Origin of the sequence: Bacillus sp. TH25 (genome assembly GCF_016650935.1) — a bacterium.
Taxonomy (GTDB): domain Bacteria; phylum Bacillota; class Bacilli; order Bacillales; family Bacillaceae_G; genus Bacillus_A; species Bacillus_A mycoides.
The window spans coordinates 1011726-1024293 of the sequence record NZ_JAEKEU010000039.1 but is presented as its reverse complement, the minus strand read 5'-3'; the positions used below and the strand labels follow the sequence as shown (position 1 = coordinate 1024293).

Below are 12568 nucleotides of genomic sequence, written 5' to 3'. Positions count from 1 at the left end.
GAAGGAGCTTACAATGCCCCCTCTAATCTTAATAACGTTAATTTTATCATATTCTACAGTAAGAATGATGGTTTCAACAAAAATTGTACGTTTTTTTCGTTTTTTAATTCATATATCTGAATTTTTCTACAACAACAGGTTGTAATTGTTTTCCTTGTAGCGCTTCTAATACTGTATCTTCAAGTAACTCCATACGAGCTACCATTGAGTTCGGTTTTTTCTCTGGTGCATCTTGGCCGAATGGTACGAAGTAGATGTCTTTTGTAGCCATTAGGCGCATGAGATTTACTCCATTAAGCCCTAAAGCATCATTCGTCGAAACAGCCAATACGACAGGCTTCCCATTTCTAAGCGTCGCTTTTGCTGCCATTAATACTGGAGAGTCTGTCATTGCATTTGCAAATTTACTCATCGAATTCCCTGTTAGTGGTGCAATCACCATGCAATCTAGTGGAATTTTCGGTCCTAGTGGCTCTGCGCCAACGATTGAATTAATTGCCTTAAAACCGGTTATTTCTTCGATCTTTTTAATCCATTCTTCCCCTTCGCCAAATCTAGTATTTGTTGATTGGACAGTATAAGAAACAACGGGACGTACTTCTGCACCTTCTGCAATTAACTTCTCTAAATGTGGCATAACTTCTTCATACGTACAATGTGACCCTGTAAATCCGAAACCAATTCGTTTTCCCTTCAAACTCATTTCTCATCATCCTCCTTTGCGATTGCATCTGCTATTAATAACTGAGAAAGAACATTCGCTAATATTTGTCCTGCTGTTTTCGGTGCAACAATCCCAGGAAGACCAGGTGCTAATAGTGCCTTCACTCCACGCTTCTCCGCATAGCGAAAGTCCGTGCCACCTGGCTTAGAAGCTAAATCAATAACTAGCGTATGAGCTGGCATTTTTGAAATAACATTCGCTGTCACAACGAGATGCGGAATTGTATTAATAACAATATCGATATTACCTACTTCTTTCTCTATATCTTGCATATGAAAAGGAGAAAACATCATTTCTGTAATACGAGCAATATGTTCCGAACGTCTCGCTCCAACTTTGACATGTGCTCCTAATGATTGAAAGGCTCTTGCAACACTCATACCAGTTCTACCAAATCCTAAAACCATTACATTCGATCCATGAATTGTGTAATCAGTATGTTGAATAACCATCATTAGTGTACCTTCTACGGTCGGAATAGAGTTATAGATTGCAACATCATCACGATCAAATAATTTTACAAGTTTGCGATTTGTAGTAGCTACGAGATTTTCCAAGTAAGGTGTACCAATACCTGAATATATAGTGAAGTTTTCTGGCGTCTTTTCAATTTGTTCTTTCGTTATGGAAACTTTTTCATTTGAAAAAATAGTATCTACTTCTCCTCTGGCATTCGTCCCTGCAACCGGCAAAATAATTGCATCTAAAGAAGTGAAATTTAAATCTTGTATACTTTCCTTTGCTGCCCCTGTGAAGCCATGATCTAACTGTTCAAACCCTATTAATGAAAGTTTCGCGTCCAGTTCGACTAGCTTGCGAATTACTTCTAGCTGCCGTGCATCTCCTCCTATGACAGCAATATGCATCTCAGTCAACATTCCCTAATTCACCTTCTTTTTCTTTCATTTATAAGAAAAATGCCTACTTTTTCTTTTTCCTCCACATCATATGTAATGTACGAGTTTGAGGTGATTGAAAAACAAAAAGCACACGTGATTTATCTTCTTTATATAAAGATAAAAAAAGACAACCAAAATGGTCATCTTTCACTATGATCTTGAATGGTTCGTAAGATCGCAAAGTATCATATCATTTCCAACCTTCTTTATTTTGCTCCATTCTACTCTCACTTCTTGCTGTTCTCTTTTAAAACCTCCCCATTTCCCAGCAGGTATAATAAGCGCTTGTATTTTTCCATCTCTCTCATCAATTTCTAAATCTGCATGACCTAAAACTCCCATTTTTTCTGCTCTTTCTAAATCCACAATCTCTTTGCCACTTAATTCACTTAAACGCATTAAATCTCCCCCTATCCTACTTTTTATGAAGGTTATCCTATAATAAGTACCTATTCTGCATATATAAAAAAAATAACCGTATCTCATATAAAAGAGATACGGTTATTTCCGAAAGCGAATGAATTACAAGATCGATTAAAGTTTCATTCCTTTTGGCAGTTTTCCATCTGGACTAATAAGTGCCGCAGAGAATTCATCGGTAAACATATTGCGAATTAACTCGTCTACATTTTGCTTTGTTACAGTGTTTACACTTTCAATAATCTCATCAAGAGAACGATGTTTACGAAGAAGCAATTCGTTTTTACCATTACGGCTCATACGACTATTCGTACTTTCTAAACTTAACATTAAGTTTCCTTTTAATTGTTCTTTACTGTTAACAAGCTCTTTTTCTGTAATACCTGTATTTTTCAACGTATTTAACGTTTCTTGCATTGTTTCATACAGTGTATCTAATTGTTTACTACCTGTTCCACCGTAAAGTGTTAACATTCCTGTATCTTCATAAGAAGAGTGATAAGAGAATACTGAGTACGCCAATCCACGTTGCTCACGTACTTCTTGGAATAAACGGCTACTCATACTACCGCCTAAAACATTATTTAATACAATTAAGTTATAAATATCTTCGTGTCCCATTTGCAAGCCTTTATATCCTAAACATAAATGAGCTTGTTCTGTTTCCTTCTTACGTGCTACTTTATTGAAATGGAAAATTGGGCTATGTACTTGTTCACGATTTGTTGTCCCTTCGTAACTACCGAAATATTGCTCTACAGTTTGTAAAAATGCTTCATCAATATTCCCTGCAATTGATACAACAACATTTTCAGGTGTGTAATGATCTTTCATATATTGACGTAACGTATCACCTGTAAATGTTTCAAGCGTTTCTTCTGTTCCTAAAATAGGATATCCAAGCGGATGCGTTTCATATGTTGCTTTCGTTAACATATCATGCACAATATCATCTGGCGCATCTTCGTACATTTTTATTTCTTCACATACAACATTCTTCTCTTTTTTCAGTTCTTCCTCATCAAATGTTGAATTAAAGAACATATCTGCTAAAACATCTAATGCATATTTAGCATGCTCATCTAGCACTTTCGCATAGTAACATGTATATTCTTTTGAAGTAAAAGCATTTACTTGTCCACCAATGCTATCAAATGATTCTGCAATCTCTCTTGCACTTCGCGTTTCTGTCCCTTTAAAGAACATATGTTCCAAAAAGTGCGAAACCCCATTATTTTTTTCATTTTCATTTCTTGAACCTGCGTGGATCCATATACCAATCGCAACCGAGCGTACAGTTGGTATATTCTCCATAACAATTCTTACACCATTTTTACACGTATATTTTTTAATCAAAAACTTTCCTCCTAATGCCAGTTTCTCTAAATAATTGCTATTATTTAATGATAACAAGTTTAGAGATGAATGTCATGCAAATGTATTTAATCCACACGTTTTTCATCTAGTAATTCTGTAATATTCCCCACTTTATATCCTTGTTCCTTTAAATTTTTAATCATAGTATCTAGCGCTTCTGTTGTAGATGAAGTAGGATGCATTAACACAATAGCACCTGGATGTATTTTTCGCATTACTCTCTGCAATAGCACACCCGGTTCTGGCCGCTTCCAATCAATTGTATCTACAGTCCACATAATCGTCCCCATTTGGAAATCATCCGCTATTTTTACTACCTCATCCCGAAAGCTTCCACTTGGCGGAGCAAACCATCTCACTTTCTGATTTGTAGCTGCTTCTATCATTCGATTCGTTTTTTGTAATTGATCTCGTATTTCATCTGTAGACAGCGTTTTCATATTAGGGTGTGTGTAAGAATGATTTCCTACTTCTTGATTTGCATCGACAATCATTTTGGCAAATCGTAAGTTTTCTTTCACCCAGCGTCCTTCTAAAAAGAAAGTCGCCTTCACATCATGTTTTTTCAATATCTCTAATATACGTGGCAAATACTCATTACCCCAGGCCACATTAATTGTTAATCCCACCATCTTTTTATTTGGATGTCCTCGATAAATGGGAGCTGGTGGTAAATCTTCTAAGTGAACACTCGGTGATACTTCCTTAAATTCAAGTTGTCTTTGATCAAACTTCTTGATTTTCTTCATATTATTATAGGACGCTTCTATATCCACTTGTTTTCCATTATACCCAGGCGTCGCCTTCCAAATCTTATCAATCATCGCATTTTGCGGCATAATCTCGTACTGTTTTACATGCTTTTGAATCTCTTCATGCAAGTTATCCTGCGCAAAAACGGAATAAGAGCCACAACCCATATATAAAGAAAATATAAATATGTACGCTAATATACGAGCTTTCATATAAACCCTCCCATTAACTATAAAAAAGAAACCATTTTCTTCTTATCTTTGTTAATTTGAGCGTTATGATGAAAACTATACCTATACTCACATAAAAATCTAAATGAATCACATTTTTTACATAACAAAAAAAGCCAGCTAAACTGGCTTTCACTTATTGTTGCTCTTGTGCGTTTTCTTCTTTAGCTGCTTCTTCTTTAGCTGCTTCTTTTTCTTGCTCTTCTTTTAGCAATACTTTTCTAGATAAGTTTACACGACCTTGTTTGTCAATCTCGATAACTTTAACTGAAATCTCATCACCGATTTTCACAACGTCTTCTACCTTACCTACACGCTCAAGTGCAAGTTCAGAAATGTGAACAAGTCCATCTTTACCGCTAAATAATTCAACGAACGCACCGAATTTTTCAACGCGTTTAACTTTTCCTAAGTAGATTTCGCCTACTTGTACTTCGCGGACGATATCTTCGATAATTTTCTTCGCTTTTTCATTCATCTCTTGATTAATTGATGAAATGAATACTGTACCATCTTGCTCGATGTCAATTTTAACGCCAGTTTCTTCAATGATTTTATTGATCTGTTTACCACTTGGTCCAATAACATCACGAATTTTATCTGGGTTAATTGCCATTGTAATAATCTTCGGAGCATACGCAGATAACTCAATGCGAGGTTCAGCGATAACAGATAACATGTGATTTAGAATGTGCATACGACCAACTTTCGCTTGTTGTAATGCTTCTTCTAAAATCTCACGAGATAAACCATCGATTTTAATGTCCATTTGTAGTGCAGTTACACCTTTTGCAGTACCTGCTACTTTAAAGTCCATATCACCTAAATGGTCTTCCATTCCTTGAATATCTGTTAAAATTGTATAATGCTCACCAGATTTCACTAGACCCATTGCAATACCAGCAACTGGTGCTTTAAGTGGTACACCCGCATCCATCATCGCTAATGTACTACCGCAAATACTCGCTTGTGAAGTAGAACCATTTGACTCTAATACTTCAGATACAAGACGAACTGTATATGGGAAATCCTTTTCAGATGGAAGTACAGGTTCAAGAGCACGTTCTCCTAGTGCTCCGTGACCAATTTCACGACGACCTGGTCCACGCATTGGTCTTGTTTCACCAACACTAAATGAAGGGAAATTATAATGGTGCATAAAGCGTTTTGACTCTTCTACACCTAGACCATCTAAAATTTGCACATCGCCTAATGCACCTAATGTACAAATACTTAATGCTTGCGTTTGTCCACGTGTGAATAGACCAGAACCATGTGTACGAGATAAAATGCCCACCTCTGATGCTAAAGGACGAATTTCGTCACCTTTACGACCATCTGGGCGGATTTTTTCAACTGTAATAAGACGACGTACTTCTTCTTTTACAATTTTATATAAAATCTCACTTACTTGTCCTAATGTATCAGCATCAGCTTCCTCAGCTTCGTAATGCTCAATTACACGCTTTTTCACTACGCTAATTGCATCTTCACGTGCATGTTTTTCGTGCACTTGAATTGCAGAATGCATATCTGTCTCAGCCATTTCACGTACAGCTTGGTTCAAATCAGCATCCACTTCATAAAGTTTCACTGCTGTTTTCTCTTTACCGACAGCTTGTACAATCTCTTCTTGGAATGCAATTAGACGTTTAATTTCATCGTGTCCAAACATAATTGCTTCTAACATTGTTTCTTCAGGTACTTGATCCGCTCCTGCTTCAACCATGTTAATTGCATCTTTCGTACCAGCTACAACAAGGTGCATATCACTTTGTTCTTGCTGTTCTACTGTTGGATTAATAACGAACTCGCCATTAATACGACCAACTGTCGCACCTGCGATTGGACCTTCAAATGGAATATCTGAAATAGATAATGCTAATGAAGAACCAAGCATAGCTGCCATTTCAGAAGAACAGTCTTGATCAACACTCATTACGATGCTGACAACTTGTACTTCATTACGGAAACCATCTGCGAAAAGTGGACGGATTGGACGGTCAATTAAACGACTTGCTAAAATTGCTTTTTCACTTGGACGGCCTTCGCGCTTAATAAAACCGCCTGGAATTTTTCCAACTGCATATAAACGCTCTTCATAGTTTACTGTAAGCGGGAAGAAATCTACATTTTTTGGCTCTTTTGATGCAGTTGCTGTAGATAGAACTGCTGTGTCGCCGTATCTTACTAATACTGCTCCGTTTGCTTGTTTTGCAAGCTGACTTGTTTCAATTGTTAGCTGACGACCAGCTAAATCTATCGAGAAGACTTGCTTTTCCTGACTCATTTAAGTACCCCTCTCAATTTAAAATATTCAATTCTTCTATGTAAATGGATAGTATATCACAATATTCTTTCCTCTAGTATTGCCGAAAATTAAGTAAGCTATAAAGAGTAGAAGATATATTTTTACCTAACAAAAAAGCGGGAATATTCCCGCTTCTTTGACTATCGACGTAAGCCAAGCTTTGTGATTAATTCACGGTAACGTGTGATATCGCTATTACGAAGGTAAGTAAGTAAGTTACGACGTTTACCAACCATCTTTAATAGACCACGACGTGAATGATGATCCTTCTTGTGAGTACGTAAGTGCTCGTTTAGAGTGTTAATTTGCTCCGTTAGGACAGCAATTTGAACCTCTGGAGAACCAGTATCAGTCTCATGAGTTCTAAATTGTGCAATGATTTCATTTTTACGCTCTTGTGTTAAAGCCATCCTATTTCACCTCCTAATAATTAAACCCCCAGTTACCTAGCAAGCATCGGTGAGTCGCAATGCCAAGTAATGGTTGTCATAAAGTACATAACATAGAATACTACTTTTCATTTGAAAAAGCAAGTATATTCTTTACGCTCGCAAAATATTCTTGGGCAACCTTTTTATCTTGAGCGATTTGAGCAACTAACTCATCAATTCCATTAAACTTTTTTTCTTCTCTTATACGCATGTGCCATTCCACTGTAACACTTTGATCGTATATGTCTTTATTAAATTCAAATAGATGCACTTCAATAGATAATTGACGCTCATTCTCTTTGAAAGTTGGTTTATATCCGATATTACATACACCATCATGCCATTCATCATGAACCTTCAATCTTACCGCATATACACCTACAGGTGGCAACAAATATTCATCACTTAAACCTACATTTGCAGTTGGGAAACCAATTTGACGTCCACGCTTATCACCGTGTACAACTGTTCCTTCTACCGTGTAAGCTCTCCCTAAAATAGATGGAATTTGTTCCATTTCACCGTTTCGAATTAACTTTCGTAATGAAGTAGAACTTACTTTTTCTTCTTGATATTCAACTTTTTCGATCACGGTCTGTGTAAACTCCCCTCTTGCATGAAATGGTAAAGTCTCCATCTTCCCTTTTCCTAAACGTCCATATGAATAATCAAAGCCTGCTACTACATGCTTTACATTTAAACCAATAATATACTCATCGACAAACTGCTGTGGTAATAATCCAGCAAATGGCTCATCGAATTTCACCACATATAAGATATCAATTCCTAAACTTGCGATGATTTCTTCTTTAAGGCGCATCGGTGTAATATACTCCACATGCGCTTCTTTTTTTCCTAATACAACAGATGGGTGTGGATGGAACGTCATGACAGCACTTTTACATCCTCTTTCATCCGCTATTTTTTTCGCTGTTCGAATCACACGTTGATGTCCTAAATGAATGCCATCAAAATATCCTAATGCCATTACAGTAGGTGGTAATTCTATTTTATTTTGTTCATGTGGATGAGTTAAATGAATAAGTTTCACGCTTGAATTCACCTTTTTCTGTAATAATCCTTCCAATAATTCATTATAGCTTTAGTTCTTGATTATTCACAAGTACTTTCATTGGCTTTAGCATTCCAGGGTGTTTTGGGTGATGCTCATAAATTGCTAAGCAACGATCATTTTTATCAAATACTGTAATAAATGGTGCTGTTGTTTCTAATTCATTGTTTAAGAACATACCGTTCTTTATTTTTTCAGCTTGCTTTTCATCTACAACCATTTTTGGAAACTTACTTAGCGCCTCATCAATTGAGATGAAAATAGACTCTACTGTTCCATTTTGCACGTTTTCTTCAATTTCTTCAAATGATATGCAATCTTCTAGTAAAAATTCACCAGATGCTGTTCTTACAAGGTGAGACATATGTGATGGAAATCCAAGTTTTTCACCTATCATTACTGCTAGTGTTCTTACATATGTTCCTTTACTACACGTTACACGGAAACGAAATGAAATATTTTCCCCTTCAAAAACTTCACGTTCATCAAGTAATACAAATTCATGAATTGTAATTGTACGAACTGGACGTTCAACTTCTTGTCCTGCCCTTGCATATTCGTATAGTTTTTTTCCGTTAACTTTTACAGCTGAGAACATCGGCGGCATTTGTTCAATTGTCCCTGTTAATTCCGCTAGTACCTCTTCTACTTCTTTACGTGTAATGACACGATTTACATCTTGTTTCTCCACAACTTCACCAGAAGCATCTTCTGTTGTTGTTGAAAATCCTAATGTCACTTCACCTTCGTATGTTTTTGTTTCACTTGTTAAAAATTGCGCAATTTTTGTTGCACGCCCAACGCAAATAGGTAATACTCCTGTTACATCTGGATCCAGTGTCCCTGTATGACCAATTCGTTTCTCACGCAATATCTTTCTTAATTTGAACACACAATCATGTGATGTCATTCCCTTTGGCTTATGTAATAATACTACACCTTCCATATACTCACCTCATCATTATTCTTTTGTAGTAATTGCAATTATGCAAAACTTATTTTACATTGAAAAAATGGATAGACAAATGTCTATCCATTATTCTTCACGTTTACCGTCTTTATTAATTTCATGTAAAAGTGTATCAATTCGATGACCATATCCGATAGACTCATCAAACTCAAAGGTAATTTCTGGTGTTTTACGAAGACGAATACGTTGGCCAATTTCTGAACGAATAAAGCCTTTTGCCTTCGCTAAACCTTTTAATGTATTTTCTTTCTGTTCTTCGTCACCTAAAACAGAAATGTATACTTTAGCAATTTGTAAATCTCCACTCACTTGTACATCTGTTACTGTAACAAATCCAATACGTGGGTCTTTAATTTTACGACTGATAATGTCGCCTAATTCTTTTTTCATTTGCTCGCCCACACGGTTCGCACGTAATTTCATAACTCTTCACCTCATTCAATACCATTCCAAATGTGTTATCGTACGTTCAATTTCAGGAAATGAATCGATATACTCAAGTACACGATTCATTTCTTTTTCACAGACAACACGATTTGAGGATACGGAAACAATTGCAATTTCTGTACGTTGCCATACATCTTGATGCCCAACTTCAGAAACAGCTACATTATAGCGCTGTTTCACACGAGTTAACACACGTTGCAAAATTGCTCGTTTCTCTTTTAAAGAATGCACATCGTAAATCATACACTCGAATGAGAGTGAAGCGATAATCATCGCTTCACTTCTTCCATAACGTATGCTTCAATGATGTCCCCTTCTTTAAGATCATTATATCTCTCAATTGTAATACCACACTCATAGTTTTGTGCAACTTCTTTTACGTCGTCTTTGAAACGTTTTAACGTATCAAGTTTTCCTTCGAAGACTACTACGCCATCACGGATAATACGAACGCCACTATCACGTGTAATTTTACCGTCTATTACGTAACAACCTGCGATTGTTCCAACTTTTGTTACTTTGAATGTTTGACGAACTTCCGCTTGACCGATTACTTTTTCTTCGAATTCTGGATCCAGCATACCTTGCATTGCTGATTCAATTTCTTCGATTACTTTATAGATAATACGGTGTAAACGAACATCAACTTTCTCTAATTCAGCTGTACGCTTCGCATTCACATCAGGGCGTACGTTAAATCCAATTACAATTGCATTAGATGCAGAAGCTAAAATAATATCAGATTCTGTAATCGCACCTACGCCTGTATGGATAATTTTCACTTTTACGCCTTCAACATCAATTTTACGAAGTGATGCTGCCATTGCTTCTACAGAACCTTGTACGTCTGCTTTCACAATTAAGTTAATTTCTTTTACATCGCCCTCTTGGATTTGTTGGAATAAATCTTCCAGGCTGAATTTAGATTTCTCACCACGTTGTGCAACTAACGCTTCTTGTGCACGTGATTCACCGATTTGACGAGCTTTCTTCTCATCAGCGAATGCCATGAAACGATCTCCCGCTTGTGGCACTTCATTTAAACCTGTAATTTCAACAGGAGTTGATGGACCAGCAACTTTTACACGACGACCAATATCACTTACCATTGCACGAACACGACCGAATGATGTTCCAACAACAATTGGATCTCCAACTCGAAGTGTACCATTTTGAACAAGTAATGTCGCGATAGTTCCTTTACCTTTATCAAGCTGTGCTTCAATTACAGTACCAGCTGCATAGCGATTTGGATTTGCTTTATATTCTTCTACTTCACTCACAAGAAGGATCATTTCTAGTAAGTTGTCAATTCCCTCGCCTTGAATTGCAGAAATTGGTACGAAAATCGTGTCTCCGCCCCAAGCTTCTGGAACTAATTCATATTCTGTTAATTCTTGCATTACACGATCAGGATTTGCCGCTGGTTTATCCATTTTATTCACTGCAACAATAATTGGTACTCCAGCTGCTTTCGCATGGCTAATCGCTTCAACTGTTTGCGGCATAACACCGTCATCAGCTGCAACAACAAGAATTGTAATATCTGTTACTTGTGCACCACGAGCACGCATTGTTGTAAATGCCGCGTGACCAGGTGTATCTAAGAACGTAATTTTCTTATCATTTACATCAACTTGGTATGCACCGATATGCTGAGTAATTCCACCAGCTTCGCCAGCAGTTACTTTTGAATTACGGATAGAGTCAAGCAATGTTGTTTTACCATGGTCAACGTGTCCCATAATTGTAACAACAGCTGGACGTTCTTTTAAGTTTTCTTCATCATCTTGCTCATCGATGAATGTTTCAAATTCAGTTTCACTTACAACTACTTCTTCTTCTACTTCAATACCGTAATCAGTAGCAATTAACTCAATTGTATCTTTATCTAAGTCTTGGTTAATTGTCGCCATAATTCCTAGCATGAAGAGCTTTTTAATAATTTCAGATGGCTCTTTGCTTAACTTTTTAGCAAGGTCACCTACTGTAAGGCTTCCAGAGAAAGTGATTTTATCTGGTGTTTCTACTATTGGTGTTTGTTGTCTTCCAGCAAAGTTATCTTGACGTTTATCTTCATTTGCTTTGCCTTTTTTCTTATTCTTATTGCTGTTCTTTTTACTGCGAACAACTTTCTCTTCTACTTCAAACTCATCTGCAACAGAAGGTTTTTCCGCTCCAGCGCTATATTGATTATCTAATTTGTTTACTACTTCATCTTCTAACATTGTCATATGATTCGAAACCTCGATATTCATCTCTTTTAGTTTTGTCATAAGATCTTTACTTGAGATATTATTTTTTTTTGCATATTCATGTACTCGAATTTTACTCATACCTTCACCCCCGGTAATTTGTATCGAGCATGCTACGTAGCTTTTTCGCAAAGCCTTCATCTAAAACAGCTACAACGACTCGCTCGTCTCTCCCAATCGCATGCCCTAATTGTTGTCGATTTTCGACTTTTCTCATTGGTATGTTGTAGTACGTGGTTTTATCAATGATACGTTTTGTAGTGTTCGCTGACGCATCTTCAGAAAGCAATACTAGCTTTGCTTTGCCACTTCGTACTTCTTTTAAAACGAGTTCTTCACCCGAAATAATTTTTCGAGCGCGGTTTGCTAGTCCTAAAAATGATTTCCAATCAGACACTTATTTCGACTCCTTCTCAACAAGCTCAAGAAGCTCTTCGTACAGAGAACTGTCGATTTTCGCTTTTAGATGATGTTCCAAAATGTTTTTCTTTTGGGCTTGAATAATGCTTTCTTTATCTTTTGATAAATATGCACCTCGTCCTGATTTTTTTCCTGATAAATCAATAGACACTTCGCCCTCTTTGGAACGAACAATGCGAACTAGCTCTCGTTTTGATTTCATCTCTTGCGTCGCAATACATTTTCGTAACGGAACTTTTCGATTGCTCATACTCATCAC

General features: G+C 36.8%; 14 protein-coding genes. All 14 read right to left on the bottom strand.

Annotated elements, in window-relative coordinates:
• Window positions 1–103 precede the first annotated feature (103 nt).
• The 14 genes from dpaB to rnpM all read right to left on the bottom strand — a co-directional run bounded on the left by dpaB (window position 104) and on the right by rnpM (window position 12559).
• A complete protein-coding gene (dpaB, locus tag JFT89_RS29255; protein ID WP_002111357.1) occupies window positions 104–703 on the bottom strand; it encodes a dipicolinate synthase subunit B in 600 nt (199 codons plus the stop codon).
• The gene (gene dpaA, locus JFT89_RS29250) at window positions 700–1602 is read right to left on the bottom strand and encodes a dipicolinic acid synthetase subunit A (protein WP_002128797.1); all 903 of its coding nucleotides are present in this window, start codon (window positions 1600–1602) and stop codon (window positions 700–702) included. The genes dpaB and dpaA overlap by 4 nt, the downstream gene beginning before the upstream one ends.
• A gap of 171 nt (window positions 1603–1773) precedes the next feature.
• A complete protein-coding gene (locus JFT89_RS29245) occupies window positions 1774–2022 on the bottom strand; it encodes a YlmC/YmxH family sporulation protein (protein WP_002014571.1) in 249 nt (82 codons plus the stop codon).
• Window positions 2023–2157: 135 nt separating this feature from the next.
• Entirely contained in the window at window positions 2158–3399 is a 1242-nt protein-coding gene (locus tag JFT89_RS29240; RefSeq protein WP_002088150.1) for a M16 family metallopeptidase, read from the bottom strand.
• Window positions 3400–3485: 86 nt separating this feature from the next.
• Window positions 3486–4385 carry a polysaccharide deacetylase family protein gene (locus JFT89_RS29235; protein ID WP_201040952.1) on the bottom strand — a complete coding sequence of 300 codons (900 nt, stop codon included), beginning with the start codon at window positions 4383–4385 and terminating at the stop codon, window positions 3486–3488.
• 154 nt (window positions 4386–4539) lie between these two features.
• The gene (gene pnp / locus JFT89_RS29230; RefSeq protein WP_002033682.1) at window positions 4540–6693 is read right to left on the bottom strand and encodes a polyribonucleotide nucleotidyltransferase; all 2154 of its coding nucleotides are present in this window, start codon (window positions 6691–6693) and stop codon (window positions 4540–4542) included.
• Between the two features lie 161 nt (window positions 6694–6854).
• On the bottom strand, window positions 6855–7124 hold the full coding sequence (rpsO, locus tag JFT89_RS29225) for a 30S ribosomal protein S15 (RefSeq protein WP_001229392.1): 270 nt from the start codon (window positions 7122–7124) through the stop codon (window positions 6855–6857).
• Window positions 7125–7224: 100 nt separating this feature from the next.
• A complete protein-coding gene (ribF, locus tag JFT89_RS29220) occupies window positions 7225–8196 on the bottom strand; it encodes a bifunctional riboflavin kinase/FAD synthetase (RefSeq protein ID WP_002128800.1) in 972 nt (323 codons plus the stop codon).
• 43 nt (window positions 8197–8239) lie between these two features.
• Window positions 8240–9163: a tRNA pseudouridine(55) synthase TruB gene (gene truB / locus JFT89_RS29215; protein WP_002014562.1), complete on the bottom strand. Its 924-nt coding sequence runs from the start codon at window positions 9161–9163 to the stop codon at window positions 8240–8242.
• Window positions 9164–9253: 90 nt separating this feature from the next.
• Window positions 9254–9610 (bottom strand): 30S ribosome-binding factor RbfA, encoded by a 357-nt coding sequence (gene rbfA / locus JFT89_RS29210; RefSeq protein ID WP_000776437.1) that lies wholly within the window; start codon window positions 9608–9610, stop codon window positions 9254–9256.
• Between the two features lie 15 nt (window positions 9611–9625).
• Window positions 9626–9907 (bottom strand): DUF503 domain-containing protein, encoded by a 282-nt coding sequence (locus JFT89_RS29205; protein ID WP_002088157.1) that lies wholly within the window; start codon window positions 9905–9907, stop codon window positions 9626–9628.
• On the bottom strand, window positions 9904–11970 hold the full coding sequence (infB, locus tag JFT89_RS29200) for a translation initiation factor IF-2 (protein ID WP_002014558.1): 2067 nt from the start codon (window positions 11968–11970) through the stop codon (window positions 9904–9906). Before infB ends, JFT89_RS29205 begins: the two co-directional genes overlap by 4 nt.
• Window positions 11971–11974: 4 nt before the next feature.
• Entirely contained in the window at window positions 11975–12286 is a 312-nt protein-coding gene (locus JFT89_RS29195) for a YlxQ family RNA-binding protein (RefSeq protein ID WP_001286519.1), read from the bottom strand.
• Window positions 12287–12559 (bottom strand): RNase P modulator RnpM, encoded by a 273-nt coding sequence (rnpM, locus tag JFT89_RS29190; protein ID WP_002088161.1) that lies wholly within the window; start codon window positions 12557–12559, stop codon window positions 12287–12289.
• Window positions 12560–12568 lie beyond the last annotated feature (9 nt).

Bases quoted from the DNA above. Each gene is read 5' to 3' on its own strand.
- dpaB (WP_002111357.1), bottom strand. From the start codon at position 703: ATGAGTTTGAAGGGAAAACGAATTGGTTTCGGATTTACAGGGTCACAT.
- dpaA (WP_002128797.1), bottom strand. From the start codon at position 1,602: ATGTTGACTGAGATGCATATTGCTGTCATAGGAGGAGATGCACGGCAG.
- JFT89_RS29245 (WP_002014571.1), bottom strand. From the start codon at position 2,022: ATGCGTTTAAGTGAATTAAGTGGCAAAGAGATTGTGGATTTAGAAAGA.
- JFT89_RS29235 (WP_201040952.1), bottom strand. From the start codon at position 4,385: ATGAAAGCTCGTATATTAGCGTACATATTTATATTTTCTTTATATATG.
- pnp (WP_002033682.1), bottom strand. From the start codon at position 6,693: ATGAGTCAGGAAAAGCAAGTCTTCTCGATAGATTTAGCTGGTCGTCAG.
- rpsO (WP_001229392.1), bottom strand. From the start codon at position 7,124: ATGGCTTTAACACAAGAGCGTAAAAATGAAATCATTGCACAATTTAGA.
- truB (WP_002014562.1), bottom strand. From the start codon at position 9,163: ATGGAAGGTGTAGTATTATTACATAAGCCAAAGGGAATGACATCACAT.
- rbfA (WP_000776437.1), bottom strand. From the start codon at position 9,610: ATGAAATTACGTGCGAACCGTGTGGGCGAGCAAATGAAAAAAGAATTA.
- JFT89_RS29205 (WP_002088157.1), bottom strand. From the start codon at position 9,907: ATGATTATCGCTTCACTCTCATTCGAGTGTATGATTTACGATGTGCAT.
- infB (WP_002014558.1), bottom strand. From the start codon at position 11,970: ATGAGTAAAATTCGAGTACATGAATATGCAAAAAAAAATAATATCTCA.
- rnpM (WP_002088161.1), bottom strand. From the start codon at position 12,559: ATGAGCAATCGAAAAGTTCCGTTACGAAAATGTATTGCGACGCAAGAG.